Source organism: Paenibacillus sp. sgz302191, from assembly GCF_057749925.1.
This window is the reverse complement of the sequence record NZ_JBYLHY010000003.1, coordinates 106,609-133,269: the sequence shown is the minus strand read 5'-3', so window position 1 is coordinate 133,269 and position 26,661 is coordinate 106,609. Positions and strand designations below refer to the sequence as shown.

Below are 26,661 nucleotides of genomic sequence, written 5' to 3'. Positions count from 1 at the left end.
ACTGCGCAAGCGGGGATCGCAGGGATCAGGCCCCAAGTCCCGCTTGTTTTATCTTTTTTTGCGATGACTTTTTGGATTTGTATACTCTTTCTTTCTTTTACTATGGTAAAATAAAATAGGTTTTGACTGTAAGCGCTCTTAGCCTAGTTGATAGACAAGCTTCGCAGATTCCGGCGGGAGGGAGGAGACCGGTTGAATAGAAAGATTTGGATGAGTGGCGCCGCGTGCCTGCTTGTCGGAATAATTCTGATCGTCAGCTATTTTGCATACGGACGTCCGGAGGAGCGGTTGAAGGATGTTCTCCGTGGAGCCGATCCGTCCGTTTCCCCGGAACCTTTGGCGGCGAAGCCGGATCACACTTCCGCCGATATCGAACGAAAGCTGCAGGAAATAAACGCTTGGAAGACGGCCGAGCAAGGTTTTTCGACGGATACGCAAGAGCCCCTGATTTTGCTGCGCAACGATAAGCAGGTCGTTTACGTCCAAAACAATCAAATTCGTTACGATTGGATCGGCGGCGCCAATTATCAAAATATCCCTTTAAATTTCCCTGCGGTGCGAAAAGGCTACATATGGAGAAGCGGGACGACCGCCTATATCGGGCTTTCCGTTCAAAAAGGCAAAGGGGATTGGTATGAAATCAATCTCGCTGCATTGACCGGCAATCCGTTGAAAAGGCTGGGGGACATCCAGCTCGCCCCTGAGTCTGTCAAAAGAGTTACATTTTCCAAAAAACCGGCGGGCGCGCTTTTTCTCGAAAATAAAGACGAATTGTACCAGGAATACTGGATCGGCGGGCAGGCGAGGGAACAGTTTTATGTGAACGATTACTCTCCGAATTTGCAAAAGGCGTCTGCCGCGTCAGGTCAGCCTGTTTCCGGCAAGGATGGATTTGATAACGTTCAAGAGCATGACGGCGCCTACATGATGGAAGATGACCTGGGTTTGCTCGTCTATCAGGCGGGAGGGGGCGGTCCACAAATTTTTCGCTTGTCGGGATATAAGTTCCAGCACATTGTGCCGTTTCCGACGGACCCGGTTCTCAAGCTGCAGCCGGTTTATTCCGGTAAGGACGCCTTCCTTCTTCTAGTCAGAAGCGCTGGGGACAAAACTTCCAAGGGCGTCCTGCTTCCATCCTACAGCCCGGTTTTGTTCACGCCTTCGCCCCAGCTTTTGGAGCAGGGCTGGACGTTGATTGACGGGCAAAGTTTTGTAAAAACAAGCGCACAGCGAATAGAAACGCTGTCTTATCCGCCGGCCTCGCCGGCCCGTTCTCAGGAGGAGGCGCATTCGGCTGCCGCATCGCTGGCGGGTTTCTCCGAAATCGTGCGGCACAATAAGCTGGTAGCTGCGACGAAAGACGGGATTCGGCACTATTTGTCGCTTAGCGATTTGATGAACGTACGGCAGCAGGAAGACACTAGCGCGCTGTGGATGAGGGATCTTCCCCAGGGGCAGACGATCGAAGAAAAGAAACAGCACAATCCGCAAAAAGAGCTGACTTTCTCTTTTCCGGAACTTCATGCGGGCAGCGATGCGTCTTCCATTCCCGCGGAACTGCAGGAGGCGCTGCGGCGGCGGGACAACAGCGGAAGCGGGGACAGCAGCGCAGGCCGCACGATCCGGCAGATTGCAGGCGTCTGGTACGTGCTGTCCAACGATACGATGGAAACGTGGGATACTGCGGCTGGATTCAAAACGGCCGGACGATTGCCGGTGAAAGTCCGCTGCTCAGCAGGCAGTTATGTCACGTGCGCGACAGCGGCTGATTTTGCGCAAGAAGAAGGGTACTGGTATGTGGCCGATACGGTGGGCAACCGGGTTTTAAAGCTGAGCGGAGAGTGGAAGCTGGTGGATGAAGCGAGCGTTCCGGTGCCCTCGCGGCTCACCGTAACAGCTCAAAAAGAGCTTGAAGTTCAAAGCCTGCAAGGCGTTCTGCTTATGAACCGGCAACTGAAGCAGATTTCGCTCCAGCCGTCCCGTGCGGAAGAGACAGGGCAACTGCCTCTTGTCGACGTCAGCGCCGCCCCGGAAGCTGTATACGAAGCTGCGAACCATATGCTATGGGTTTTCCTTATGGACCGGCTGTACTTGTACGATACCCGCAAACATACGATAATAACGCATTATATTGGCGCAATGACCAACATGAGCGGGTCCGCCAAGCTAATTCCGTATCGCAATCAGGTGCTCCTGCTGCTGGATGACCGGATGCATGTATTTGACAGCCACGGAAATTGGCAAAAGGAAATTTCGTTCCCCCGGTCGCAGCCGGACGGGATTTACGATGCTACCCCGACAGGCGAAAATTCCTATACGTTTGATAAAGAGCTTGGCGCGCTTTACTTGATCCAAGGCTACAGGCTGCTGCGCATTGAGCCGGACAAAGGAACGGTCGGCACCTTATTCTGGCAGCTTCAAGCCAACATGGGCAAGCTGCTGTCGGACAGGGGGAAGCTGTATTTTACGCTTCGGCCCGGAGGCAGAAGCGAACTGCCAACGGATCACGAGGAGCTTGTCGCAATCGATACCGGCTCGGGGAAGGCGACGAGATACCGGCTTTCCGGGAATTACACGACGGATTCGATCACGAAGGACAGAGAATTGCGGTTATTATCGCAAACGGATTCGAAGGAAGATTCCGCTCCGGACCGGTTGATCGTCTACAAGTTGAATGAGCAGGGCGGCTTGGAATAAACATCAAAAAGGGATACCGCGGCTGACCGTGGAATCCCTTTTTTGGTTTAACGAAAATCCTCGAAAGACCCGATTTCCAGCGGAGCGGACTTAGGGTGTCATTTCAAAGGGATTGCTGTTCATCAGCTATTCTCCTGCTGTTCTGCGGCGTCGCGTGCCTTGCGCTCCTTCCAGAACAGCACGGTGAGCATGCGCTCGACCCATTCTTTGTCCACAGGAGTCAGCACAATTCCGTCGAACATAAGCTCATTCTCGCGAATAAACCGGCGCAGATTGACGGGATCGCTTTGATATTCCTGAACGGGCTGGGCGGACTCCAAATATCCGGCAATTTCCATAAGTTCCGAGTACGAAGTGTTCAGTCCTTCGGACAGCTTCATCAAAACTTCCGGCGACGGCACGCCGCGATTACCGTTCTCCAATTGGGAAATGTATGCCGCAGAAACTCCCGAACGGTCGGCCAGCTCGCGGATCGTAAAACCTTTCAACTTGCGCATATCTTTTAATTTATCGTAAAAATACACGTTTCATCACCCTCACGAACGATCCATAAGTAAACATAAGTTAACATTAATATATTAACAGTTTACTTTAGTTATTACAATCCCTTTGGGAGGATTCATATACTAATAACTGGATTGCGAGGATGAGGCCGGAAAAATGTTTATGAAAATCTTTTGAAAATGACAACCGCGTTGTGGCCGCCAAAGCCAAACGAATTGGACAAGCCGATTTGAAGCTGAGCGGGTCTTGCTTTCAAAGGAACGTAGTCCAGATCGCACTGCGGGTCTGCATGCTCCAGATTGATCGTCGGCGGTATGACTTGCTCCTGCAGCGTTTTGATGAGCGCTACGGCTTCTACGCCGCCGGCGGCGCCCATCATATGGCCGAGCATCGATTTGTTCGCGCTGATCGGCACCTCGTAAGCTCTGCGGCCGAGAAGCCGCTTGATGGCGAGTGTCTCCGACAGGTCGCCGGCCGGCGTGCTTGTCGCGTGCGCGTTGATCGTGCCGATCTCCTCCACGGCGAGCCCGGCGTCGTCAAGAGCGATGCGCATGGCCCGGTACGCGCCATCGCCTTCTGGATCGGTCGCCACGATGTGGTAGGCGTCCGAAGTCGTGCCATAGCCGACGATCTCGGCATGGATGCGGGCCCCCCGCCGCTCGGCCGATTCGAGCGACTCCAGCACGAGCACGCCCGCGCCTTCGGCGGCGACGAAGCCTTCGCGCTGCGCGTCGAACGGGCGGCTGGCCTTCTCCGGCGCGTCCGTACGCCCCGCAAGTGCCGTCGCGTTGCCGAAGCCGGCGAGAGCGAGGTCGGTGACCGTCGCCTCGGCTCCGCCGGCGATGACGGCCTCAGCGCCCCCGCGCTGGATCAGCTTGAACGCCTCGCCGATGGCGTTATTGCCGGTGGCGCAGGCGGTGACGGGTGCCTGCACGGGGCCTTTGATGCCATAGCGGATGCTCACCTGCGCGGCGGCCATGTTGGCGATCATCATCGGCACAACGGTCGGGCTTACCCGTCCCGGACCGCGCTCCAGCAGCGTCCGGTAATTGTCCAGCATCGTCTGGATGCCGCCGATGCCTGAACCGATATAGACGCCGACCTTCTCGGCGTTCGTCTCATCGATGCTGAGGCCGGCATCCTCCAGCGCCTGCTTGGTTGCCGCGACCGCGAATTGGCAGTAGCGGTCCATTCTGCGCACATCGCGTCCGCCGATGGCGGCTTCCGGGTCAAAGCCGCGGACGACCCCGGCAACATTCGTTTTGTAGGTCGAGGTATCGAACGTGTCAATATGTGAAATACCCGACTGTCCCTCGACCAAATTCTTCCAGAACGTTTCCGCATCCTGCCCGATCGGACTAATGACACCCATTCCCGTAATGACTACTCGTTTCATACAGATGATCCCTCCTAAGCTTTTTTAATAGTTTGGCATAAGAATTATCCTATTACAAGTTATGGTTTATACTGGTATAATGAGTTACATGATGGGGGGATTTTTGATGGATTCGAAAGAACGTTTGCGAGCGTTATCCGAATTTTTGACGGCGCACCGGGCCAAGCTGCTGCCGAGCGACGCCGGCCTGCCGGCAGGCAGCCGCAGACGCACGCCCGGGCTGCGGAGAGAGGAAGTCGCGCAGATCGCAGGCGTCAGCACAACCTGGTACACGTGGCTGGAACAAGGAAGAGAGATCAAAATGTCCGTCCAGGTGCTGGAACGGATTGCTTTTGCGCTGCAGCTCAGCGAAGATGAGCGTCAATATATGTTTTTGCTGGCTTTGGAGCAGCCGGCGCCAACCGCCGTTGTCGACAGTACGCCGACGATCAGCCCGGCGCTGGAGCGGATTTTGACTGAGCTTCGGGAGTGCCCGGCGATTATTTTCGACCGGAGGTGCCACATTGTCGGCTGGAATCAGGCGGCGGCCGGGGTATTTCTCGATTTTGAACGGATTCCCGCGGAAGAACGCAACATGATCTGGCTGCTGTTTACGCGCAAAGAGCTGAAGGCGCTGGCGGTGAACTGGAGCGATTTTGTGAGGGGCTTTTTGGGGATGTTCCGCTCTTACTACGGGCAGTACGCGGGAGACAACTGGTACAGCGAATTTATTCGAAAAATCGGGGAGCGCAATCCGGAGTTCCGGACGTTTTGGAACCACAACGATGTCAGCTCTGCACCGGAAGTATTCATCGAGTTTCGCCACGCCAAAGTCGGAAAAATGCTGTTCGATTTAACGACGATGCAGGTGCAGGGGCGGTCGGACTTGCGCTGCAGCGTGTACACGCCGTCGAAGGGGTCCGATACGGATGCCAAAATCCGGCTGCTGATGAACAAGCTGGACAAGCTAAAATAAGCCGCGAGCTCCGGTAGGCCGGGGGGCCAGGGCTCCGGGGCTCCGCCAAGCGGGTCGTAGTCCGCGCAGCCGCTCAACAGTCCCGGTTCAGCGTTAATAGTCTGCTCAGCGGCCGGGCAGTCCGCAAAGCATGCAAAAGTGCAGGTTTTTTCCGTGCAAGTGGTTCGTTTGGAGGAAAAGCCTGCGAAAGTGCAGGAATTCCGGCTCATAATGTGTTTGAGCTCGCATATTTGTTAAAAAGCCTGCATATTTGCAGGAATGTTTCGAAGCACGCGCATCTGCGAACAAAAAGCTGCACTTTTGCAGGCTTTCTGGCGCGAGACCGACGGCGCTTTTGTCAGCTCGGGGTGAACTCACGCTCGGGAGCAAGCTGAGCGGACGATACTTTGTGCGAAACGAGGACAGACTTGCCGGGGGGCCGTTATATTACTTGAAGGCGTCGCCAAGCGTTCAAGAATCGAATAGCCGACCCGCTGCGCGATTTGGCTGATCGGCATGTCGGTCGACTCCAGCAGATGGGCGGCTGCGCTCATTCTGGCGTACGCGAAAAGTCATGTTATCGCTTTTGGGCGGCGGCGAGCTTGCGTGGGGACAGAACCGTACCGTCTCCATATCGATCTGCCGGCTGCACAAGAAATTTTCAGGAACTTTCTCGATAATAAGCCTAGCCCTGGCAGTCGGTACTGCCGGGACTTGGCTTTTTTGTGCTGTCAAAAGTAAAGCAAAGCCAGACAAGAAAAAAATATACAAAAGTAAACATAATTGATTGCAATAGCGGAAAATAATGGTATAATGTCAATCAGGGGAACAAAATGAGAACGGAGGTTGAGTGCCAACGCTGCCGAGATGCAATAAGGTTTCTAATGGATATAAAGTCACTTAACCTGAAATAAAGCGGTTCAATGGAATTAACAGTTGTAAACAAAAGAGAGAACGGGGGATTTGCAGGGATATGAGAATTATGGCGAAGTCCGATGCATTCATTAAAGCGCGAATTATTAAGGGCTACACCCAGAGAGAACTGGCGAAGCATTCGGGTTTAAGCCATGCTTATATCAGCTTACTAGAACGTTCCATGAAACCGGTAGGACCTGCGACGGCCAAAAAATTGAGCGATGTATTGGGCAAAGATCTGGAGGAGCTGTTTCAAATTGAGCTGCTGTGAGAACACAATTATTATATTACAGAGTGGTGTTTAAGTAAAACTGAATATCAGCTTTTCCGCAAGCATTAACTTTTTTAATGATACTGGGTGTTTACCAGATTGTTGAAAAACTCGCACGCAGGAGGAAGCCCGTCTGTTTGAACGCGCGCGGAAAACCTGCAAAAGTGCAGCTTTTTCCTCGTTGGTATGCCAGCAGCGAAATATTCCTGCAAATCTGCAGTTTTTTTCGCGAATAAATGGGTTCAGGATCATTTTGATCAGGAATTCCTGCACAATCGCAGGCTTTTTCTCAAAACGGGCCTCATCCGCATAAAAAGCCTGCACTTTCGCAGGCTTTACGGGCTGCCAAGCCGCTTCACGAACGGCTGCAGCCCCAATTAGCCCTCCTCAGGTTAATGTGGTCGACCGACCGCCGTCATGCAGCGCAACACCGCGCGCTGGGAACTGTGCGCGGTGCGAAAACCTGACCTGACAGAGCGTTGCGGCTTTCTCAATACTCTGGTGTTTATCCAGTCTTTTTTTAGGATCATGAGCATCGGCCAAAACGCTAATAGTTGTAAAGAGCGATCGAACAGACCCGTTTCGCAAATCAGTCAAATCTAGCAAAAACAATACGGCGGAGCGTAGAATTCGAAGCGCCGGCCAGAACGATGGCAAGAGGCTGCCATCGAAAATCAGCCCTGTACAACGTGAGCGGCTTACGGTGTGACTCCGACATAGCTAGGAGTCTGGCGGGCGGATTTGCATTTGCGCTCAGCTCCCAGTGTGCGTGTTTGCGCTGCCTGACGGCGGTCGGTCGACCTATGACTGCCTCTGTGCCGCTAACGCCTGCATAGCATCCGTCATTTCGCATACTAAGTTCATGGGACAGGCTCCTGGCTCCTAGCTGTACAAAGCAAAGGATGCAGCCCCTACAATAAGGCTGCATCCTTTGCTGCATATTAGGCGTTTTTACGTTTAATCGGAACATAGATGTCCATCTGCACTTCCTGTTTGTCCGAATGGCAGCGTTCGTCGTAAAGCTCGAACTCCGGCGTTCCGGCGTGCTCGTAACCGGAATGCGGAAACCATTCCTGGAACACCGATTTCCAGGTGCTTTGAATCGAGGGCGAGAACTGGTCTTGCGGCACTTTGGGCGTTGTGAACACGGCGTATTCGGCCGAAGCGAATTCGCGGCATGCCAGATCGTCGGGAACGTCTTCGAAATGCTCCGCTTCCATGCCGATCAAATACGTGAACGTTCCGGCGTCCATGTCAAAGCTGTGGCAAATGCCGAGTTCTACCGGACTATCGCGGTGGACACGATTCGGAATGCGGCGGCACCAGCCGTTCTGAATATAATCTTGCCAAAAGCTTGGGATCTGCTGCAAGTTTTCTCCATTATGCGTCGACGTTTGAAGCTCATAGCCGATGACTTTGAATGCGGGTTTGGTTACGATACGGTATTCCATGCGAATGCCTCCCAAATAAGGATTGTATTTGCGCTGCAGCACATTCAGCTTCGAGTATGTCGGCGGTTTGATTCCCTTTTTGCGGTAATCGGCCGGCGTCATCTCGAACATGCGCTTAAAGGCGCGGGTGAACGTCTCATGGTTTTGAAAGCCGTTCTCCAACGCAATGTCGAGCAGCCGCGAATCCGAGTAAGCTACCTGATAAGCCGACCGAGCCAGACGACGTTTGCGCACGTATTCCATTACCGTTTCTCCCGCCATGGACTGGAAGACCCGGTGAAAATGAAAGTCGGAAAGCTTCGCGACTTGCGCCAGTCGCGCCAATGACAGCTCATCGGCCAAATGTGCCTCCACGTAATCGATCGTCGCTTGAATCTGCTTTAAGTAGTCCACTTTCACACTTATGTGCGGCCCCCTTTTGCGCTATCCCCATTGTAAACCGGATTCGAGCCCGATTCTTGACCTTTCTTGCTAATTGCAGGCCTGCAGTTATTTAATCCGCTTCAGCCTGTCTATTTCCAGATCGTGCTGTCCCAGTTTTCCGGCCAAAAAGTCAATATCCTCCTTAGTTGCCGTATGCTCCAACCGCCCGTTTATGACTTCAAGCATAGCTATAATATCTTGGTTGCTGTCGGATTCTATTCTTTCAAGTTGTTTTTGTATGCCGTATATTTCATTGTCCAGTTTGTCGAACCTTGCATGGACTGCGTCGTGGAACGTTACTTGATTTTGATGAACAAGTTCAAGGTCATGTTGGAACGATTCTTGATTCCTTTTAATTGATTCAAGTTCCTGCTGAAATTTTTCCTGATTGTTGATCAGCGATTGCTGACTCTCCAGTATCGTCTGAAGCATTACTTTAAGCTCTTGGTCCATGCTTGATCCATCTCCTTTAACCGGGATTGCCTATATTGTACTACAGTCAGGACGAATGGTCGCTCATTTGACAATTTGCAGCATTTGATAAACTTCGCGCCCGTCGCCTTTGAGCTTCGTTGGGCGGCTGTTTAACTGGGAAGAACCGTCTCCGTCGAGGAAAATGCCGTCTATGAGCCTGCCCGGTACGACTTTTTGCAAAATGGCGCTGCGGAACTGCTCGACGGTGCAGGGAGTCGGCGTCACGATCAGCCAGACGTTCCCTTGCGTATCGTACGCGGCGCCGGAGCGCAGCCTGTTTTCCTCATAAGCGGGCATTTCTTCCGCGATCATTTGCGCTTCCCAGCCGGCCGGATCGGCCAGCTTCATGCTTACGCCGCCCTGCGCCCAATAGCGCTTGCGGTCCGTAACCTGCAGTTCGCCTGCATGCATGACGTTCTGGATGCCGAACTTGTGCGCGGCGCCGTCCCACACCAGCGTGCCGCGCGGCACGTCCGTGTTGTACCAGCCTGTCCCGTAGTCGTTGGCTTCGCCTTTGGCCGGGGCGTCGTCCGTAACCGCGATGCTGAGCAAATCGCCGTTGTAAAAGAAACCGCCGTTAATCCCGTATAAGCCGGTTTCCGTCACATTGCGGTCGATCGCCTTGGGGGCGATATTGTCGGGCGTCGTTTTGAGCGCATGCAGCACTACGCCATTGGCGGCTTTAAATTTGTAGTAAGTGTAGGCATGTGGAAGCTTGCTGTTATGTATGGCAAGAGGGTATACAATGACGGAAATCAATAGGCCGATAAAAGGGAATGTCAACCATAGCGCTGCTGCGCGGTATTTGTGCATTAACCGTATTTCACCACCTTGTTTTTGCCGGTCGTTTTGGCTTTGTACATCGCTTCGTCCGCCTGTTTGATCAGCTCTTCGGCGCTCAGCCCGCTTTTATATTTGCTGTAGCCGAGACTGGCCGTGACGATCGTTTCCTCCTCAATGCGCTTGCGGACGCGTTCGGCAAAAGCATCCATTTTCACCTTCGGATCGGTGACCATGACGACCATTTCTTCGCCGCCGTATCGTCCGGCAATGCCGCATTCTTCCGCTTCTTCCTTCAAAATTTGCGCAACTTGCTTGAGCACGTCGTCGCCCATCTGATGGCCTTTCGTATCGTTCAATTTCTTGAAGTTGTCGATATCGCTGAACAAAATGTACACGGGAATGTGGCGCTGCACATATTGGCTGACCCGGTTGTAAAAAAATTTGCGGTTGTACAGACGCGTAAGCCCGTCCGTTATCGATGAATTATAAATGGCCTGCATCAGCTCGACGACTCTTTCAAACAGCAGCAGGAACAGTAAAAAGTAGTACACGATAGGCAGGACGTAGGTCGCAATCGTCAGCCACGGCTTTACTTCCCCGTACAAATACGAATTCAGGACGTGTGCGGCCTGCATGAAAAAAAATACCATCAACCCCATCTGATACTTGACCTGCTGGCCGATGTACGGGGGAATCATATAGAAACAGAGGAAAATAAGCACGAACATATACAGCTCCAGACCGATATCTTGAAGCAGACGAACCTGATGCGGCGCACCGTTGTACCACTGCGGAACATAAAAATGTAAAATAGACACGACAAATCCCATAATAATAAGCCCGTAGAAAAATACGTACTGCTTCCTGTGCGTCCGGTTGTACAGCTGATAAATGCCCATGTTGACCAGCACGAAAGAGACGATTTTCAGCATGAGCGACGAGTAGGCCAGAAGACTCGTATCCAGGGAAGTAAAGACCAGATAGAGCTGCAAAATATCGTGAGAGCCCAAGATGAGCAGCGAGATCGTCATCGACAAGTAGCCTTTTTTTCGCCTGTCCAAAAAAAGCCTCAGCGAAACGACAAACATAATCGATAAAATGACAAGTGTAGCCGTATGGGATAAAATGGATGCCGTGTTGTCGTAAAGCAATTCCGAAAGTTTCATGCAGAGCTTTCCTCCAAATGCCTGATCGTAGTTGGACATCTCTATTATAAAGGAAAATGATGGGGAGGGATAGAATCGTTTTGGCGGGCGTGACGCTGTTCTCTTTTCTAAACGGTCCGCACCAGTTACAATAAGTACAGTAAGCTCAAGGATTTGAGAGAGGGGCTCATGCAATGAACATCTTGCAAGCATTGTTTTTTCCCCCGGAGCAGCCGGGCGGTGTGTCATCCATGGTTCCTTATATTTTGGACCGTTTCAATAGAAAGGGCTGGGAAATGGATTTATTTTCGCTGCCGAAGCGGATTCGCGGCAAAGGGACGGAAGAGGTGGAATTTACGACCTTCGATTGGCGGAAATTTGCCGGCAACCCGATCGTAGATAAATACATTCAAACTTACAAAGATTACGTATGGTGGACAAAGCTGCGGCTGAAGAAGCGGTACGATTTGATTCATGCGCACCATCCGATCGCCGGGCTCGTCATGAAGCAGCTGTATCCGGACGTGCCGGTCATCATGACCGTCCACTCCAGCTTTGAACGGGAGCTGGTTTTGAACGGGCGTATTCAGGAACACGGGATTGAGCACCAGTTTCTGACCCTGATCTACGGCGAGTTGGAAGCGAAAGTCGATCAGATGATTACCGTATCGAACTCGTTCAAGCAGTATTTGGCGGAATTTGTGCAGGACAGCGAGCGGATCGGAGTTATTCCCAACGGTTTTGACGAAAAACGTTTCCGGCCCATCTCGCACGAAAATAAAGTGACGCAATTTATTACGGTATGCCGTCTCGTGCCGGCCAAAGGGCTCGAGACGCTCCTGCTCGCATGCGGCGAGCTGAAACGGCGCGGTCATCCGTTTGTGCTGCACATTATCGGCGACGGCCCAGACCGGGAAGAACTGGAAAAGCTGGCCATCGAGCAAAACATCTACGAAGATACGATATTTTATGGATATATGCTGCATCCTGAGGAATTTATGCCGTTTTTTGACGTTTTCGTGCTGCCGTCGCGCGCCGAAGCTTTCGGCTCGGTTTTTGCCGAGGCGGCCTTGTGCTGGCTTGCGCTCGTCGGCACGAATGTGGGAGGCATCGCCGAGCAAATCGAGCACGGCCATAACGGCCTGCTCGTGCCGGTAGGCGACTCTCATGCGCTAAGCCATGCGCTGGAAAAAGTAATCATCGATCCGACCTATAGATACAATATGGCGCGCGCCGCCTGGGAAAAAGCGAAAAAGACGTACTCCTTGAACCGCGTGCTTCAGCAGTTGAAAGGCGTATACGAAAGATATCAGGCGAAGGAATAACGGAAGCTTATGGGCGATGGATGTCTTGCAGCGCAGCGCAGCGCGTCGGTAGCTGCGCGCGGTGCGAAAGGTGTCCCGCTCAGAGCGCGGGTCGCTTAAATGCCAAAGGGCAGCCTAATGCTGCCCAAGAAACTCACCCGCCAGGAGACAGCTCAACTGTTTGGCAAGAGCGGAGAAAGCCTGCAAAAGTGCAGCTTTTTGCCCGCATAACCGCTTCCCTCGAAATATTCCTGCAAAACTGCAGGTTTTATCGCCGAAACTCGCACTCGGAGCCACAATGGCCGGAAATTCCTGCACAATTGCAGGCTTTTCTCCAAAACGGGCCACTTTCGCAGAAAAAGCCTGCACAATCGCAGGCTTTTTGCCGGAACGGGCCGCTTTTGCAGGTTCTGCCGGGCGCCGGCCAGGTGCAGGTGCAGGTACAGGTCGTCTCTGAAACGCCCATGACAGCGTGTCGAGCCATTCAAGGCTGCCATTCGGCAGCCTGTTTTCCGTTATGACGAATTATTTCGCCAAAATATCGTCCAAATACCGGAGCGCCGCTTCGCGGCTGCCCGCCACTTGCCGCTCGCGCTGGAGATCCTTGTCCAGCTTGTTCAGCGCGGCGCGGAGAATTTCCCGCTCTATCGTTTGCGGGACCGCTACAACGCCGTCTACATCGCCTACGATGATGTCGCCGGGCTGGATGCTGACTCCGCCGCAGGAAATCGGCACGTTCGTCTCGCCTGACCCTGCCTTGCCGCTGGCGGCCACCGTCGTTCCCCTGCAAAACACGGGAAAGTTCAAATCCTTAATGGCCTGCACATCGCGGATTGCGCCGTCCACAACGAAGCCCTGGATGCCGAGCGTTTGCGCCAGGCCGATGACGAAATCGCAGGCGACTGCGCGATAGGTGTCCCCTTTGGCGTCGATCACCACAATGTCGCCGGGCCTTGCTTCCCGAATGGCGCGGAGCACCGCAAGATTGTCCCCTACGGGAATTTTGACGGTAACGGCGCGTCCCGCGATTTTATAGCTGTCCTTTAGCGGTTTGATGGCGGGGTCCAGATTGTTCAACCCTTGCAAAGCGTCGGAAATGGCCGTGGCAGGCAGCGCCAAATATTCATTTTCGATTTCACTCATTTTTTCGTCCTCCTTATCGGCAAAATGATTTGAGACCGGCATAGCGGTTGAGCGGGCGGGGCAGCCCCAGGTTTTCCCGCAGCGTACTGCCTTCATATTCTGTCCGGAATAAGCCTCTCCGCTGCAGCTCGGGAACGACCGAATTTACAAACTGCTCCAGGCCGTCGGGCAGATCAGGCGGCATAATGTTGAAGCCGTCGGCTCCCCCTTGAACGAACCAATCTTCCAACTGATCCGCAATTTGCCCGGGAGTGCCGAAAATCATCCGGTGACCGCGCGCCCCGGCAATGTGCAAATAAAGCTGCCGGATCGTCATATTTTCCCGACGCGCCATATCAACGAGCAGCTTGGACCGGCTTTTCTCGCCATTTCGGGAATGTCCGGAAGCGGACCGTCCGGCGGGTAACCGGAGACGTCGAAACCGAGCTTGCGCGAGAGCAGAGCGAGCCCGAACGAAGGCAAAATCAGCTCCTGCAGCTCGTCGTACTTATGTCTGGCCTCCTGCTCTGTTGCCCCGACAATCGGGAATACGCCCGGCATGACAACGACATGCTCCGGCAATCGCCTGAGGGCGGCCGCTTTGTTTTTGATTTCCGCATAAAAAGATTGCGCGCTCTCCAGCGTCGGCTGGACGGTGAATACGACTTCAGCCGTTTGGGCCGCGAAAGCTTTGCCTGAATCGGACGATCCGGCTTGAATGATGACGGGATAGCCCTGCGGAGGCCGCGATAAATTGAGCGGGTCGCGTACCGAGAAATGCTTGCCGGTATGGTCGATGCGATGCAGCTTGTCCCTGTCGGCAAAAAAGCCGGATTCCTTGTCGATCAGCAAAGCGTCGTCTTCCAGCTGTCCCAAAGCTTTTGGGCAACTTCCACGAATTCTTGCGCGCGCTCGTAACGGAGCGAATGCTCCAGATGCTCTTCCTTGCCGAAATTCAGCGCTTCCGCTTCGGTCGAGGAGGTCACGACGTTCCACGCAGCACGCCCGCCGCTAAGATGATCGAGCGACGCAAACATGCGCGCGATAATGAAAAGGTTCGTTGTACGTCGTCGTTGCCGTAACCGCCAAACCGATCCGTTCCGTAACCGTCGAGAGGGCGGAGAGCAGCGTAATCGGCTCAAGACGCGCGCTGACCCAGTGGCTGAGGAAGGGAAGCCCGCAACGAATATGCAGGCTGCGCTGTCCTTCAGTCGACTGATCGGCAGTTTGCATGTGGATAAGAAAAAATTATATATGGAATAAATATTTTAATTCACATAAAATTACTGTGGATAATACAACATTCGTTATTTTATACGTCAATACATAAACATTTCACCACAGCGGGCATTCCCATGGTAAACTGTCTATTAGTAATCAAACAGTTTTGACAGGAAAGGCGTTAAACCAATGAAAAAACTGCGGTTCTTGCATGCGGCCGACCTGCACCTGGACAGCCCGTTCAAAGGAATGACGGCGCTTCCTCAGCAGGTTCGGGAGCGGGTCAGGGAATCGACCTTCGAAGCGCTAAAAGAATTGGTCCTGCTCGCGGTTCGGGAGCAGGTCGATTTTGTGCTTATCAGCGGGGACGTGTACGACTTGTCCGACAGGTCGCTGCGCGCGCAAATCCGTTTCCAAAAAGCGCTGGAACAGCTTTCGTCGCAGGGCATTCCCGCTTATATCATTCATGGCAACCACGACCCGGACGATGGAGGCGCGGCTAAACTGGTTTGGCCGGACGCCGCCCATTTTTTTGCGTCCGACCGGGTGGAGACGTTCGAGGTGTCCAAACCGGACCTCGGCGTCATTGCCCACATTCACGGCATGTCTTACGCCGCTTCCGCCGTTACGGACAATTTGGCGGTCAAGTTCAAGGCAGACGGCAGCGGGGTGTATCAGATCGGACTGCTGCACACGAATGTGGACGGCGATCCGGGACATGACAATTATGCGCCGTGCTCCAAAGCGGATCTGCTGGCAAGCGGCATCGATTACTGGGCCCTCGGCCACGTACATACCCGCAAAGTGCTTCATGAGCAGCCCGCTATCGTATATCCAGGCAATCCGCAGGGGAGAAGCGTGCGCGAGACCGGCCCGCGCGGCTGCTACATCGTTGATGTGCGCGAAGACGCGAAGGCTGAGCTTGCGTTTCACGCTCTGGACCGCGTGCGCTGGTTCCAGGAGCATGTATCCGTCTCCGGCATGCGGACGGAGCAGGAGCTCAAAGACCGGCTCGGAGAGCTGCTCGACCGGCTGAGAGCGGAAGCGGACGGGCGGGACGCCGTCGTCCGCATCGTGCTGGAAGGCCGCGGCGCCGTGCACGGCCTGCTGCGCAAAGGGCGGGCGCTGGACGAGCTGGCCGCCGAGCTGCGCGAGGACGAAGCGGAGCGGAGCCGCTTCGTCTGGATCGAGTCGATCGAGGACCGCACGGGCAGCGAGATCGACCTTGAAGCTTTGCGCCGGCAGAAGAGCTTCCTCGGCGATCTGCTGCGCCTCTCCGGCGCGCTGCGCGAGGACGGAGCCGCGCTTGCCGGCTTCGCGGACGAGGCGCTCGCCGCGCTGCACGGTCTGCCGCACGCGGCCGGCGCAGAGCCCGAACAACTGCGCGAATGGCTGCGCGCAGCGGAGGAACTTGCCGCGGACCTGCTGGCCGCGGACGGGGGGTGGGATGGATGAGAATCACCTCCATCCATGTCGAAGGCTTCGGTGTCCTCCGCGAGCGGACACTTGACACGGACAGCCCGCTGACGCTGTTCTACGGCCCCAACGAAGCGGGCAAAAGCACGCTGATGGGCTTCATCCGCGCGGTGCTGTTCGGCTTCCCGCCCCGGTCGAGTCGGGCGGCGGAACGCTACGAGCCGCCGGGCGGTGGCGTCCACGGCGGAGCGCTGACCCTGCTGGACGAGCAGGGCCGGCGCATTCGCGTCGAGCGCTACGACGCGCCCGCCGCAGGCGGCAAACGCGCCTCGGCGGGGCGCGTCCTGGTCACGCTCGGCGACGGCTCCGCCGGCGGCGAGGAACTGCTGAACACGCTGCTGGGCGGCCTTTCGGCCGACCTTTTTCGCAGCTTGTTCGCTTTTGGCCTTACCGAGCTGCAGGAGCTGCGCACCCTGCAGACGGAAGAGCTCAGCGGCTACTTGTACAGCGCCGGTCTCGGCGTGAGCGGTTCGGCCATCATGGAGGCCGAACGGAAGCTGACGGCGCAGGCCGAGAGCCTGTACAAGCCCCGCGGGCGCAATCAGGAGATCAATGGTCTCCTGAAGGAGCTGGAGGGGCTGGAGCAGGCGCTGCGCCGCAGCCGCGGCCAGGCAGCCGACTACGACCGGCTGCAGGAGGAGCGCCGCTCCGCGGAGCGGCGTATTGCCGCCGCCGAGCGGCAGCAGGAGGCGCTGCGCGCGGAGCTGCACAAGCTTGGCCTGGCCGGGAAGGCGAGAAGCGGATGGATCCGCTTGAAGCAGATCGGCCGGGAGCTGGCGGCGCTGCCGCAGCTGGAAAGCTTCCCCGAACACGCCTCGGCGAGGCTGGAAGCGCTGGAGGCGGAGCTGGAGCGCCTCCGCGGGGAGCTCGCCCGGCTGGAGCTGAAGCAGCGCGGGCTGCAGGACAAACTGGGCGCGCTGGACATTCAGCCGGAAGCGCTCGCCCATCAAATCGAATTGAACGCTTTGCTGGAACAAGCTTCCATATATGAGGAAAACGGCCGCATGCTGACGCAGCTGGATGTCGAGCTGGACCATCAGCGGGAACGGCTCGGCAGGCTGCTCGGACAAATCGATGCCGCCTGGGATATCGCTACGCTGGCTGCTTTTCCGGTGTCGATATCGCTTAGGGAGCAGGTGCGGGCGTTTAAAGAACATTTTCAGGACGACCGGACGGAGGAATTGCGGCTGCAAACCGAGCTGGAAAGCCTGCGGCTGCAAATGCGCAGAGAGCGGGATCATATCCAGGCTCTGGAGCAGGAGCTTAAGAAATATGGCGGACCGGCGGCCGCCGGTACTGCCGCTGCCGCGGGATGGAACGAAGCGGAGGAACGGGCTGCTTTGCAGCGGCTGGCCAAAGACTATTCGCGCTGGCAGCTCCTGGTCCGGGATGCCGGACATTTGAAGGAGCGCGAGGCGGAACGGCAGCGGTATGCGCAGGCGGTAGCAGAAGCCGCCGCTCAAAGCAAAGAATCGGCCAAACGGCTGCAGCGCCGCATGTCCGCTGTGTCGGCTTTAGCGGCTGTCGCGCTTGCCCTCTGGTTTCTAAGGAACGGGAGCCCGGTCGCCGGCATCGGTTCCTTCGTTCTTTTGGCCGCATTGTCGATCTATTTGCTGATGGGCAGCCGTGCGGATTCCCCGAAAAGATCCGCACGCACGCTCGCTGCCGATCTCGCGGATTCCGGGGACGAGTCGCCGGAAGCGAGGCGGCTTGGCGAGCAGCAGCGTCAATTGGAGCGGAGCTTGCAGGAGCAAATCGAACGCCTGCAAAGCTTCGGTGCGGCGGGAGAGGCTGCGGCATCGCGGGAAGCCGGTTTGGGCCGGTTTGACGGTTCCAAGTATTTACAAGAGCTGGAGCCGCAGATTGAAATTTGGATGCGCGAAGCCGAGCTGAAGCGTCAGCAGGCAGGCGAGCACAGCCGCAAGCTGGAGAAGCTGGAGGACGCGCGCGCTGCGGCTCAGGCGCTGGCGCGGCAGGAGGAACAGCTGCTGACAGTTCTGGAGCAGCTTTCTTTGCAAACGGACAAGCTGCGCAGCGATTGGCAGCAATGGCTCAGGGCGCTTTCGCTCAGCGGCGCGCTGTCTCCGGATGCGGCGCTGGAGACGATCCAGGCGGCCGAACAAGGCCACGAGCTGCTGCGGCAGCTGCGCAAGCTCAAAGAAAAGCGGCGCGTGCTCGGCGAGCAAGCCCGGCAGTTCGAAGCAGCCGCAGCGCAGCTTCTTCGGCTTGAGCGAGTGCAAGGGCAAGATGTTTTGCTTGCCCTTAAGCGCTGGAAGGAGCTCGAGCAGCAGCAGCTTCGGCTTTTGGCGGAGCGGCAGCAGACGCAGCAGTTGTTGGCTGCAGGCGATGAAGAAGCGCATGGGCTTGAGGAGCAGCGGCAGCGGGCGGAGGAACGGCTGGCGCAGCTGCTGAATGAAGCTTCGGCGGCGGACGGAGCGCAGCTCCGGCTGAACGAAACGAAGCTGGAGCTGCGCAGCAAGCTGGACAGCGAGCAAAAGGCGCTGGAGGCATCTTTGGAAGCTCTCGCCGGGAGCGGCTGGCTGGCGGAGCTGGAGCAGCTTCTGGATGCTCAGGGCGAAGAGGAATGGGCTCGCAGCATGCAGCAGCTGGAGCGGCAGCTCGCCCAAGCGTCGGAGGAAGCAGGCGAGCTGCGCGAGCGGCTCGGCAAGCTGGCCGGCGAAATCGAGCAGTTGGAGCAGGGGACTGCGCAGGCCGACCGGCTCCTGCAGGCGGAAGCTTTGCGGTCGCAGATCAGTAGGCTGGCGGACCGGTACGCGGTCGCGTCCTTCGCCGCCACGCTGATCAAAAAAGCCCGCGACGTATACGAGCGGGAACGTCAGCCCGGCGTTCTGCAGCGGGCTTCCGTCTATTTTGCCAAGATGACGGACGGCAAATTTCAACAGATCAAAGCGCCGTTCGGCCAGCAAAAGCTCGTTGCGGTCAGGGCGAACGACCAGCCGGTGGACACGGGCCTGCTCAGCCGGGGAACGGCCGAGCAGCTTTACTTGTCCATGCGTTTTGCGCTGGCGGAAGAGTACGCGGGGAAGGCGGTGCTTCCGTTAGTGATGGACGACATTCTCGTCAACTTCGACCAGCGGCGGATGGAAAGCTGCCTGCAAGTGATCGGCGAGCTGAGCAGCCGCCATCAGGTGCTGTTGTTCACCTGCCACAGCCACGTCCGCGACGCGGCGGCACGATTGATTCCCGGGCATCGGCTGATCGAGCTGTAAGTGTCTACTTTTTTCGGGATACATGTCCCCCTTCAGGAGGTAATACATATGGCAACAGGTACGGAAAAGAAAAAAGAGCACCGCGAAATTACGTACCAGGTCGGATGGAAAAAAGGCAGGATCGAGTGGAGCGACGCTGCTTCCGGCGCCGCTTCCGATCCGCCAGCAGAGCTTGTCCGCAGCGGGGACGAGCGGCTTGGCCGGTTGTGGAAAGCGGCTCCCGCTTGGCCGGCCGGCGTCGCGCTCCCGCTGCTATATGCGCTGCCTGCCGCCTGCTTTGTTTTGACGCTAGTCCTCATCTGGGGGCTGAGGAGTGTCTTTTAGCGAACGTTTTTTAGGGGGGATTTGCCCATGAATTTGGTTTTGGCGATTTTCGGCGGTGTGCTGGGGCTGTTTGTGACTGGGGCCGCCGTCTATACGGCGTGGATGATTCATCAGCTTTGGAAGCAGCAGGCCGCAGCTCCGAAGCCGTCCAGTCAAGCGCAGATTGCGGCTGTGTACTTGTCGAAATGGACTATTCTGGATTATTCGACTGTCGGTCTGTTTGCGATCGGGCTTTTGCTATTGCTGGCTGAGTTATTTGCCGTTATGCGCGATAAGACCGCTATTGAAAATTTTCATTTTGCCTATTTATTGTCAGGCATCGTCATCTCCGCGATGGGGATGCTGCTGCTCGTGACCCGGCTGCTCGTCGTCCTTCAGATCAAGCAGGCGGGAGCGCTACAGGGCGCGGTTTCGCCAGATCATCAAAACGAGCCAAACGACGCTGATCAATCCGAATAACGGATACAGCGCGGACAGCAGCGTTTTGAAGCCGATCAGGCTGACCAAATAGCTGAGGATCAAAATGCAGATGATCAGCACCTTGGGATGAATGTTGGAGCGCTGCTGCAGTTGAAGAGACAACCCGTAGGCGTCGGCGATAAACGTGGTGAAAATTTCTCCGTAAATGACAAGCAAATAAGCGGTCTGCGCGACGGGGCCAAGCCGGTTAATGATGTTGCCCATCGGAATTTCGAATTGTGCGATGCCGGGCATTTGCGCGGACAAAGCGTAATGCGCTGAAAGCAGCAGCAGCCCGATGCCCGCTCCGCCCAGCAAGCCGCCCCAGAACAGTACGGACCGATTGTCGGCAGCCGCCCCAACGGGGACGAGCACGGCTTGGGCCATGGCCAGGTTGAACGCCGTATAAAGAAATGGCGCGAACCATATTTTCCCAGGGTGATAATCGGTTGTGAGCACCAGCCAGTTTCCGGAGCCTGGTGAATGCCACGTATAGATGACGATTCCCAGGCTGAACAGCATCATGATCGGCACGACGACGGAATTGACGGTCATAATCGCCCGGATACCCTTCGACAGGACGACATAGCCGAAAAATAAAGTAACCAACAGTCCCGTCTGGTAAGACAGATGCAGTTGTTCTTGAAAGACGGTGCCGCCTCCGGCGAGCATAACCGTTGTAATGCCGAACAGGACGATCATGGTAAACAAACTGATCCAGTTTCCTATTTTTTTGCCGAATAGCAAGGCGTTCAAATCTTCGTAGGAGGCGGCTTTCAGATCGTGAGCCATCAGCATGAGCCTGATTCCGAGCCATACGAACAGGAGGCTGGAAAGCGCAATCGTCAGGGTGGCCATCCAGCCGTAGCGGGTAAAGAATTGCAAAATCTCCTGACCGGAAGCGAAACCTGCGCCGACAATCGTGCCGATATAGGTAAAAGCGACCTGCAGGATCGAAAGTCCTGTACGCATCTGTTGCTCCACTCCCTGTCCTTTGATATAGTACAAGGTATGTTATGGTTTGCAAACACATGACAGGAAAATGGGGCAAGCCCTGTTTTATGGTATAAATTGGATGTTTTATGATTTTGATCGCTCGGGAGAGTGTCGTACGTGCAGCAAGCACTTTATGATTTTATTAATCATTACGGGTATATCGCTTTATACATCCTGCTTTCTGCAGGCATAGTCGGCGTTCCGGTGCCGGACGAAACCTTGATGACTTTCGTCGGCTCCTTGACCGCGCCGGGGGGCCCCTTCGCGTTTTCGATGACGCTGTTGGTCATTTATGCGGGGACGATGACCGGCATGATGGTCAGCTACGTGCTGGGGCATCGCGTGGGCAAGCCGTTCCTGTACCGCTACGGCAAATGGTTCAAGCTGACTCCAAGCCGCATCGAACGGGCGGAAGGCTGGTTTCATAAGTACGGGCTCTGGGCCGTGTTCTTCGGCTATTTCGTGCCGGGTGTCCGGCATTTTACGTGTTATTTGTCAGGGGTAAGCGGGGTCAAGTTTTACAAATATTTGTTTTTTGCGGGAACCGGCGCATTATTGTGGTGCACGACGTTTTTGACGCTCGGGCATTTTATCGGCAGTAATTTGGATGAACTGATGAGACTGGTTCACCGGTATATGGGGATGAGCTTGCTGATCGTTGCGGCTGCCGTCCTCATCGGGATTTATATATACTTGCGCATCCGCAAACGGAGAACGGTGCAGTAGACGGCGCTTCGACGCAAAAAAGACCTCGATTCGGCAAGAATCGATGGTCTTTATTTAGTATGCCGCTTGCGCGCCCTAGCGGTCGGCGAACAGTTTGATCGATTGAATCGTGCTTTCCTTCGGATCGATATCCAGCTTAAGAATAGTGCCCTGCGCTTTGTACGAAAGCACGAACGTCGTATTGGAATCGGGCTTCCCGAGGGTGGCTATGGCATCATCGGATTTTTGGCCGAGCCGCACTCCGCCCAGGCCGGGATCGATATCCGCAGAATGGACGTCGACAAATACCAGCTCATCCTTTTTGTTGAAGCCTACCGAGAAGTCGGTGTAATCGTATACGTTGACAGGATCCGTATCGTCATCCATGACGAACTGTTTTTTGGCTTTGCCGAATTTGTTCAGAACCGTAGTTTTGGACGTGCCCAGCTTCAGACCCATCAAGGTCGGCTTTTCCTGCTGATAGGTGTCTTCGGCATTAACCTTCGGTTTGGGAGAAGGCTTGGCTGTCGCGCTTACGGGCATTCCGACGGAAGGATCGGCGCTTTTGACGCTGTTGGCGACCTGCGCTTCGTGTTTGGTTTCTTCCGATGGCGTTGCTGTCGGTTCCGTCGAGGCCGTGCTTGGTACGGGGGCCGTACTTACTGCCGTGATCGGCTGCCGGTAAGCAGACGTCTCCGCAGGCGGTTGAACAATCGGAACAGATGACTTTTGGCAGCCGGATAACAGTATTGCGGAGAACGCAACAGGCACGCAGCTAATTACCGCTAGTAGTATACGTTTGTTCATCGTCATCTTTCCTTTCTTTCATGCTAACATCATATGTAAAGGCAACATCACTTATCATAATGCTTTTGGGCTTCCTCTCACAAGAGTCAAAAGTAGGCAAATTACCTTCCTATTCCATGAAAACGGACAAATTCCATTTTCAAAACGGTGCTTTCACGGCAATGGTAGTCCTTTCAAAGCCTTACAACATTATAGACACCCGAAAGTGCAAAAAAGTTTCACGCCAAAAGACCTAACCCGGTAAATTGGGACTTGAAACCTAGTTGATCAATATGGTACCTTACTCATAATACAAGGGTATGGAGGGTTTTTTATGGAATTGTTGAAGCAGCGGATCTTGGAAGTGGGTGTCGTCGTATCGGATCAAGTATTAAAGCTGGACGCCATTCTGAATCATCAGGTGGATCCGGTGCTGATCGTGGAGATGGGGAAGGAGTTTGCCAGACTGTTTGGGGAGACGAGACCGGATAAAGTGCTCACTGTGGAATCTTCGGGTATTCCCATCGCTTTTGCAACCGCTCTTCAGCTCGGGGTTCCTATGGTATTCGCCCGCCGCAAAAAGACGCTTACGATGGATCAGGATACGTACAGCGAGCGCGTCCCTTCATTTACCAAAGGCATCGTGACGGACATTATGGTATCATCTCACTTATTGAACAAAGGGGAGCGCGTACTTCTCATCGACGATTTTATCGCTAACGGCGACGCCGCCCGCGGTTTGATCCGCATTATCGAGAAGGCGGAAGCCGAACTTGTCGGGGTTGGGATCGCCGTGGAAAAGCTGTTCCAGGCCGGCGGCCGGTCGATTCGCGAGCGCGGCATCCGCGTCGAATCTTTGGCCCGCATCGCTTCGCTTGCAAACGGACAAATCGTGTTTGACTGATTTTTGTCGGATCAATCTTTCCTGAAAACGATTTTTCCTTTATAATGGTTACATGGTATGAGAGGAGGCTGGCATCTATGGGTATTGAAAATGTATCTGTTGACTATTTTATGACCAAGTTGGCTGAAGCGAAAAATCATTTTGAACGTGCGCTCGATTGCAAGCATACAGAATTCGATGATCTGTATCCCTATATGATCGAACACCCGCAATTTTTTTGGTACAAACGCTATGTCGCATGGTCGGAGCTGCTAACTGTCGTTAAACTTTGCACAGAACTTTCTATCGAGTGGGAACAGCAATTCTCCCAGCACCAGGTAGAGTATATTCAGAAGCGGGTCATGTCAAGCAAAGTCCTTGATTTCTGGTTCGAGACGAACGATTCCAAGGAGCATGTCAGCTGAATTCAGTTTTATATACGAAAGAGGCCCGGGGGTTTGCGCCCTCGGGCTTTTTTTTGCAATTTGAAAAAGCCGCGGATGGCGCGGCGGCGCGTCATTTTCATCCGCAGCGGTTTTGGTGTATGCTAATACAGAATGAAGGAAAGGATTTGTAAAGGAGGGTCGCAATGCAATGATCTCGGACGATCAGCTCGATGCATTCAGAGTGGAAAGCACAGTGCTGCGTGTCATTCGCGACGTCAATCCGGGCAACGATGTGAAAGGCATCGTCGTTGCGTGGGACGATGAGAGCGTGCTTATAAGGAAGCAGAACAGAAGAGTCGTAAAGCTGGCCCGCAGCTACGTGTATCAACCTTTTACGGAAGCGAGGCCGCTTGAATATACGCTTCCCAAGGAGCCTGCTGTCCCTGAGGAAGAGTAGTACCGCAGGGACAGGGCATGAGCGTTATGCTAAGTTCTTCTGAACAAACCGTAAGCGGCTGCGGCGGAAATGCTGCCGAGGTCGCTTTCGGCGTTTTCTTGTTTATAATTGGGGTCGTTCACGATTGCTTCGGCTTCGCCTTCCGTGAGCTGCCTTTGGTTGCCCGTATATTTAGGTTCAAGGGCATCGATTTCTTCTTGTTTCATCGGATGTAAACCTCCTTTTGTGTTTATTGTGTATGTTTCGAGCCATTGCCATACAAGTTTTTTTAAGGGATGCAGTTGACTTTGAAGGCGTTGCATGGTATATTAATTTTTGTCGCTGTTAAATGATTTATTCATTTCGGTAACACGCGGTCGTGGCGGAATTGGCAGACGCGCACGGTTCAGGTCCGTGTGGGCTAACCCCCCGTGGAGGTTCGAGTCCTCTCGACCGCATCAACTTAGCAATGAAAAAGCTCTTGAATTTGTCCTTGGACAATTCAAGAGCTTTTTGCATACCTCGAATATGCAATGTGGCGCTCATCACCTGGTCTGAAGAAATTTTCGAGCTATAGTCCAGACGAGCATGCCGACTGAAATTAAGGCTCCTGAATTTGCACCATCACTCGAACGAGATATTCCTCCGGATTACAAATGGTGACCTCATCCAGTAGATATTCCTCGTAAGCGTTGCCGATAACCGTCAGCTTGTGCTTGTCAATGTAGTCAAAAATTTGAGGATATATTTTTTCTGTTTCTCCATAGTCAGCGTGAGCATAACACACCAGATAGTAGCTTTCCGGCATATAGTCTTGCTTGTAGAGGACGGTCTTTAAACGTACAAACATATGCGAGATCATATCGCCGTTTTGATTACGCATATCATCGCAAGGAATAACAACACCATTCGGATACCCTAAGGGGATGTTCTCGGCAAGCAATTGTGACTGGAATTGGATCCACAAATCATCGGAGATCGAGTTTTTCGGATAATACACTGGATTGCTCAACATCAACGGAATTGCACCTTGTTTGATAATTTGTATTCGATTTGTATCAGTATCAATAGACATCGCAAGTTCAATACTGGCAGCACGTTGGAAGATCATGTTTTCCACCCCCCTAAGCTTTAAAATTTCCTGCTTGATCACCTGCTCCTGTTTGCGCAGCAGCTCCAGCGTTCGGGAAGGTGTACGTGTCTCCAGATGTTTCTTGATTTCCTCTAACGGCATACCAAGGTCCTTGAGCGCCTGAATGACGCCAATGATATCCAATTGATTCCGATGATAATACCGATAACCGTTGTCGGCAATGACAGCAGGTTTAAACAACCCTATGCGATCATAAAAAATCAGCGTTTTACGCGCAATACCCGAAACATGCGCAAATGAACTAATCGACAACAGGTCTGAATGATGCATGATTATTTACCCTCCAAAATAATTTTAAAAAACTATTGACTGTATAGTTTCTATACATTCTATAATAGCAACTATCGCTTAAGCGTTCAAACCGTGGATTCACAGGTGAAACAATCAACTAGACATTATTATGAGGGGATAAAATATGATAAAAGACTTCTGCAAAGTGTTCGAGAATATAAAAAAGACACCATACTGACACCGCTTTATTTGCTCGGTGAGGTTGCGCTTGAAGTTATGATTCCGCTTATCATGGCAGAACTGATCGATAAAGGGATAGAGGGCGGCAGCATGAGCATGATTTGGAAATACGGTCTTGTGCTTGTGTTTTTTGCATTGATTTCACTTCTATTTGGAGCAAGCGGCAGCAGTCTTTCACAAGGCCAATGTCAGTTGATTGCTAACGCCCGCGCGGCTATAGCCGATCCGCCTGTTATGATCCTGGATGAGGCGACCTGTTCCATCGATACCCGGAATCCGAAATTCCGAGGCGATTATGGTGCTTGAAGCGGGCAAAATTATTGAACGAGGCAATCATAACGAGCTTATCATGCAGCATGGGGTTTATCGCCAGCTGTTTGTTTCCGGCGTGCATGATATGTTCAGGATTAGTTATATTAAGAATTGAGCATCCGTCGTGATCCGGTGGAAATTCATTGCCAAAGGGGAGAGTCCAGTTGAAAATTTTGGCTGTTTTTTTTCTGTTATTCGGGTTGGAAATCGCGTTAATTCTGACTATGGATTTTTTCATAGGCCTCCCTTTGCGCAGATCGTTGACCAATCTCTTTAACCCCTTTTGGGTTAAAGGATGGGAGGAATTTGTCATTACGCTGCTCTTGTTTTTGTCTTGGGCCGTCTACGCTGTTATTTCTTACAGACAAAGGAGGCGTGTATAGAAAAGCTGGCCCGGAGGTCGA

27 protein-coding genes, 1 tRNA gene and 1 pseudogene are annotated in these 26,661 nt (G+C 54.0%); 16 read left to right on the top strand and 13 right to left on the bottom strand.

Going from position 1 to position 26,661, the window contains the following annotated elements:
• Positions 1-192 precede the first annotated feature (192 nt).
• On the top strand, positions 193-2,697 hold the full coding sequence (locus AC3G2T_RS05450) for a hypothetical protein (protein WP_488434807.1): 2,505 nt from the start codon (positions 193-195) through the stop codon (positions 2,695-2,697).
• Between the two features lie 122 nt (positions 2,698-2,819).
• Here the strand turns inward: AC3G2T_RS05450 and AC3G2T_RS05445 are convergent, their stop codons facing one another.
• Positions 2,820-3,221: a helix-turn-helix domain-containing protein gene (locus AC3G2T_RS05445; protein WP_474679392.1), complete on the bottom strand. Its 402-nt coding sequence runs from the start codon at positions 3,219-3,221 to the stop codon at positions 2,820-2,822.
• Positions 3,222-3,361: 140 nt separating this feature from the next.
• Positions 3,362-4,597, bottom strand: a complete 1,236-nt coding sequence (gene fabF / locus AC3G2T_RS05440) for a beta-ketoacyl-ACP synthase II (RefSeq protein ID WP_488434806.1) — start codon at positions 4,595-4,597, stop codon at positions 3,362-3,364.
• A 106-nt stretch (positions 4,598-4,703) separates the two neighbouring features.
• Between fabF and AC3G2T_RS05435 the strand changes: the two genes are divergently transcribed.
• Complete coding sequence (locus tag AC3G2T_RS05435) at positions 4,704-5,552, top strand: helix-turn-helix transcriptional regulator (protein WP_488434805.1); 849 nt, start codon at positions 4,704-4,706, stop codon at positions 5,550-5,552.
• Positions 5,553-6,504: 952 nt separating this feature from the next.
• Positions 6,505-6,717, top strand: coding sequence for a helix-turn-helix domain-containing protein (locus AC3G2T_RS05430; RefSeq protein ID WP_474679389.1), 213 nt, complete (start codon positions 6,505-6,507; stop codon positions 6,715-6,717).
• Positions 6,718-6,747: 30 nt separating this feature from the next.
• On the opposite strand, the gene AC3G2T_RS05425 is transcribed toward AC3G2T_RS05430, so the two are convergent.
• The 5 genes from AC3G2T_RS05425 to AC3G2T_RS05405 all read right to left on the bottom strand — a co-directional run bounded on the left by AC3G2T_RS05425 (position 6,748) and on the right by AC3G2T_RS05405 (position 11,014).
• A complete protein-coding gene (locus AC3G2T_RS05425; protein WP_488434804.1) occupies positions 6,748-7,041 on the bottom strand; it encodes a hypothetical protein in 294 nt (97 codons plus the stop codon).
• A 617-nt stretch (positions 7,042-7,658) separates the two neighbouring features.
• Positions 7,659-8,567 (bottom strand): GyrI-like domain-containing protein, encoded by a 909-nt coding sequence (locus AC3G2T_RS05420; RefSeq protein ID WP_488434803.1) that lies wholly within the window; start codon positions 8,565-8,567, stop codon positions 7,659-7,661.
• Between the two features lie 90 nt (positions 8,568-8,657).
• Positions 8,658-9,044, bottom strand: a complete 387-nt coding sequence (locus AC3G2T_RS05415) for a hypothetical protein (RefSeq protein ID WP_488434802.1) — start codon at positions 9,042-9,044, stop codon at positions 8,658-8,660.
• 63 nt (positions 9,045-9,107) lie between these two features.
• A complete protein-coding gene (locus tag AC3G2T_RS05410; RefSeq protein WP_488434801.1) occupies positions 9,108-9,878 on the bottom strand; it encodes a hypothetical protein in 771 nt (256 codons plus the stop codon).
• Positions 9,878-11,014: a GGDEF domain-containing protein gene (locus AC3G2T_RS05405; protein WP_488434800.1), complete on the bottom strand. Its 1,137-nt coding sequence runs from the start codon at positions 11,012-11,014 to the stop codon at positions 9,878-9,880. The genes AC3G2T_RS05410 and AC3G2T_RS05405 overlap by 1 nt, the downstream gene beginning before the upstream one ends.
• 173 nt (positions 11,015-11,187) lie before the next feature.
• Between AC3G2T_RS05405 and AC3G2T_RS05400 the strand changes: the two genes are divergently transcribed.
• On the top strand, positions 11,188-12,318 hold the full coding sequence (locus AC3G2T_RS05400) for a glycosyltransferase family 4 protein (RefSeq protein ID WP_488434799.1): 1,131 nt from the start codon (positions 11,188-11,190) through the stop codon (positions 12,316-12,318).
• Between the two features lie 160 nt (positions 12,319-12,478).
• The gene (locus tag AC3G2T_RS05395; protein ID WP_488434798.1) at positions 12,479-12,754 is read left to right on the top strand and encodes a hypothetical protein; all 276 of its coding nucleotides are present in this window, start codon (positions 12,479-12,481) and stop codon (positions 12,752-12,754) included.
• A gap of 68 nt (positions 12,755-12,822) precedes the next feature.
• Here AC3G2T_RS05395 and AC3G2T_RS05390 read toward each other — a convergent pair whose 3' ends face one another.
• Positions 12,823-13,440, bottom strand: coding sequence for an RraA family protein (locus AC3G2T_RS05390; RefSeq protein WP_488434797.1), 618 nt, complete (start codon positions 13,438-13,440; stop codon positions 12,823-12,825).
• A 13-nt stretch (positions 13,441-13,453) separates the two neighbouring features.
• Positions 13,454-14,574 (bottom strand): annotated as a pseudogene (locus AC3G2T_RS05385) (LLM class flavin-dependent oxidoreductase); the annotation flags it as partial.
• Positions 14,575-14,829: 255 nt separating this feature from the next.
• Here AC3G2T_RS05385 and AC3G2T_RS05380 point away from each other — a divergent pair.
• The 4 genes from AC3G2T_RS05380 to AC3G2T_RS05365 are packed head-to-tail and all read left to right on the top strand — an operon-like array spanning position 14,830 to position 20,129.
• Entirely contained in the window at positions 14,830-16,095 is a 1,266-nt protein-coding gene (locus tag AC3G2T_RS05380; protein WP_488434796.1) for a metallophosphoesterase family protein, read from the top strand.
• Positions 16,092-19,346 (top strand): AAA family ATPase, encoded by a 3,255-nt coding sequence (locus AC3G2T_RS05375; protein ID WP_488434795.1) that lies wholly within the window; start codon positions 16,092-16,094, stop codon positions 19,344-19,346. The genes AC3G2T_RS05380 and AC3G2T_RS05375 overlap by 4 nt, the downstream gene beginning before the upstream one ends.
• 48 nt (positions 19,347-19,394) lie before the next feature.
• Complete coding sequence (locus tag AC3G2T_RS05370) at positions 19,395-19,670, top strand: hypothetical protein (RefSeq protein ID WP_488434794.1); 276 nt, start codon at positions 19,395-19,397, stop codon at positions 19,668-19,670.
• A 27-nt stretch (positions 19,671-19,697) separates the two neighbouring features.
• A complete protein-coding gene (locus tag AC3G2T_RS05365) occupies positions 19,698-20,129 on the top strand; it encodes a hypothetical protein (protein WP_488434793.1) in 432 nt (143 codons plus the stop codon).
• Here AC3G2T_RS05365 and AC3G2T_RS05360 read toward each other — a convergent pair.
• On the bottom strand, positions 20,067-21,101 hold the full coding sequence (locus AC3G2T_RS05360) for a YkvI family membrane protein (protein ID WP_488434792.1): 1,035 nt from the start codon (positions 21,099-21,101) through the stop codon (positions 20,067-20,069). The genes AC3G2T_RS05365 and AC3G2T_RS05360 overlap by 63 nt on opposite strands.
• Before the next feature lie 141 nt (positions 21,102-21,242).
• Between AC3G2T_RS05360 and AC3G2T_RS05355 the strand changes: the two genes are divergently transcribed.
• Positions 21,243-21,851 (top strand): DedA family protein, encoded by a 609-nt coding sequence (locus AC3G2T_RS05355; RefSeq protein ID WP_474679375.1) that lies wholly within the window; start codon positions 21,243-21,245, stop codon positions 21,849-21,851.
• 75 nt (positions 21,852-21,926) lie between these two features.
• Here the strand turns inward: AC3G2T_RS05355 and AC3G2T_RS05350 are convergent, their stop codons facing one another.
• A complete protein-coding gene (locus AC3G2T_RS05350; protein WP_474679374.1) occupies positions 21,927-22,637 on the bottom strand; it encodes a DUF4309 domain-containing protein in 711 nt (236 codons plus the stop codon).
• Positions 22,638-22,950: 313 nt separating this feature from the next.
• Here AC3G2T_RS05350 and AC3G2T_RS05345 point away from each other — a divergent pair, with 313 nt between their 5' ends.
• The 3 genes from AC3G2T_RS05345 to AC3G2T_RS05335 all read left to right on the top strand — a co-directional run bounded on the left by AC3G2T_RS05345 (position 22,951) and on the right by AC3G2T_RS05335 (position 24,342).
• Positions 22,951-23,520, top strand: coding sequence for a xanthine phosphoribosyltransferase (locus AC3G2T_RS05345; protein ID WP_488434791.1), 570 nt, complete (start codon positions 22,951-22,953; stop codon positions 23,518-23,520).
• 77 nt (positions 23,521-23,597) lie between these two features.
• Positions 23,598-23,924, top strand: a complete 327-nt coding sequence (locus AC3G2T_RS05340) for a hypothetical protein (RefSeq protein WP_474679372.1) — start codon at positions 23,598-23,600, stop codon at positions 23,922-23,924.
• Positions 23,925-24,093: 169 nt separating this feature from the next.
• A complete protein-coding gene (locus AC3G2T_RS05335) occupies positions 24,094-24,342 on the top strand; it encodes a hypothetical protein (RefSeq protein WP_488434790.1) in 249 nt (82 codons plus the stop codon).
• Positions 24,343-24,371: 29 nt separating this feature from the next.
• Here the strand turns inward: AC3G2T_RS05335 and AC3G2T_RS05330 are convergent, their stop codons facing one another.
• Positions 24,372-24,548, bottom strand: coding sequence for a hypothetical protein (locus AC3G2T_RS05330; RefSeq protein ID WP_488434789.1), 177 nt, complete (start codon positions 24,546-24,548; stop codon positions 24,372-24,374).
• Positions 24,549-24,694: 146 nt separating this feature from the next.
• On the opposite strand from AC3G2T_RS05330, the gene AC3G2T_RS05325 reads away from it, so the two are divergent.
• Positions 24,695-24,779 (top strand) — tRNA-Leu (locus tag AC3G2T_RS05325).
• Positions 24,780-24,922: 143 nt separating this feature from the next.
• On the opposite strand, the gene AC3G2T_RS05320 is transcribed toward AC3G2T_RS05325, so the two are convergent.
• Positions 24,923-25,744 (bottom strand): MerR family transcriptional regulator, encoded by an 822-nt coding sequence (locus AC3G2T_RS05320; RefSeq protein WP_488434788.1) that lies wholly within the window; start codon positions 25,742-25,744, stop codon positions 24,923-24,925.
• 105 nt (positions 25,745-25,849) lie between these two features.
• On the opposite strand from AC3G2T_RS05320, the gene AC3G2T_RS05315 reads away from it, so the two are divergent.
• Together AC3G2T_RS05315 and AC3G2T_RS05310 are read left to right on the top strand one after the other, a co-directional pair.
• Positions 25,850-26,251, top strand: coding sequence for a hypothetical protein (locus AC3G2T_RS05315; RefSeq protein WP_488434787.1), 402 nt, complete (start codon positions 25,850-25,852; stop codon positions 26,249-26,251).
• Between the two features lie 149 nt (positions 26,252-26,400).
• A complete protein-coding gene (locus tag AC3G2T_RS05310) occupies positions 26,401-26,640 on the top strand; it encodes a YczF family membrane protein (RefSeq protein WP_474679367.1) in 240 nt (79 codons plus the stop codon).
• Positions 26,641-26,661: the final 21 nt, after the last annotated feature.

Bases quoted from the DNA above. Each gene is read 5' to 3' on its own strand.
- fabF (WP_488434806.1), bottom strand. From the start codon at position 4,597: ATGAAACGAGTAGTCATTACGGGAATGGGTGTCATTAGTCCGATCGGG.
- AC3G2T_RS05435 (WP_488434805.1), top strand. From the start codon at position 4,704: ATGGATTCGAAAGAACGTTTGCGAGCGTTATCCGAATTTTTGACGGCG.
- AC3G2T_RS05430 (WP_474679389.1), top strand. From the start codon at position 6,505: ATGAGAATTATGGCGAAGTCCGATGCATTCATTAAAGCGCGAATTATT.
- AC3G2T_RS05415 (WP_488434802.1), bottom strand. From the start codon at position 9,044: ATGGACCAAGAGCTTAAAGTAATGCTTCAGACGATACTGGAGAGTCAG.
- AC3G2T_RS05410 (WP_488434801.1), bottom strand. From the start codon at position 9,878: ATGCACAAATACCGCGCAGCAGCGCTATGGTTGACATTCCCTTTTATC.
- AC3G2T_RS05405 (WP_488434800.1), bottom strand. From the start codon at position 11,014: ATGAAACTTTCGGAATTGCTTTACGACAACACGGCATCCATTTTATCC.
- AC3G2T_RS05400 (WP_488434799.1), top strand. From the start codon at position 11,188: ATGAACATCTTGCAAGCATTGTTTTTTCCCCCGGAGCAGCCGGGCGGT.
- AC3G2T_RS05390 (WP_488434797.1), bottom strand. From the start codon at position 13,440: ATGAGTGAAATCGAAAATGAATATTTGGCGCTGCCTGCCACGGCCATT.
- AC3G2T_RS05380 (WP_488434796.1), top strand. From the start codon at position 14,830: ATGAAAAAACTGCGGTTCTTGCATGCGGCCGACCTGCACCTGGACAGC.
- AC3G2T_RS05375 (WP_488434795.1), top strand. From the start codon at position 16,092: ATGAGAATCACCTCCATCCATGTCGAAGGCTTCGGTGTCCTCCGCGAG.
- AC3G2T_RS05370 (WP_488434794.1), top strand. From the start codon at position 19,395: ATGGCAACAGGTACGGAAAAGAAAAAAGAGCACCGCGAAATTACGTAC.
- AC3G2T_RS05365 (WP_488434793.1), top strand. From the start codon at position 19,698: ATGAATTTGGTTTTGGCGATTTTCGGCGGTGTGCTGGGGCTGTTTGTG.
- AC3G2T_RS05360 (WP_488434792.1), bottom strand. From the start codon at position 21,101: ATGCGTACAGGACTTTCGATCCTGCAGGTCGCTTTTACCTATATCGGC.
- AC3G2T_RS05350 (WP_474679374.1), bottom strand. From the start codon at position 22,637: ATGAACAAACGTATACTACTAGCGGTAATTAGCTGCGTGCCTGTTGCG.
- AC3G2T_RS05345 (WP_488434791.1), top strand. From the start codon at position 22,951: ATGGAATTGTTGAAGCAGCGGATCTTGGAAGTGGGTGTCGTCGTATCG.
- AC3G2T_RS05340 (WP_474679372.1), top strand. From the start codon at position 23,598: ATGGGTATTGAAAATGTATCTGTTGACTATTTTATGACCAAGTTGGCT.
- AC3G2T_RS05335 (WP_488434790.1), top strand. From the start codon at position 24,094: ATGATCTCGGACGATCAGCTCGATGCATTCAGAGTGGAAAGCACAGTG.
- AC3G2T_RS05330 (WP_488434789.1), bottom strand. From the start codon at position 24,548: ATGAAACAAGAAGAAATCGATGCCCTTGAACCTAAATATACGGGCAAC.
- AC3G2T_RS05320 (WP_488434788.1), bottom strand. From the start codon at position 25,744: ATGCATCATTCAGACCTGTTGTCGATTAGTTCATTTGCGCATGTTTCG.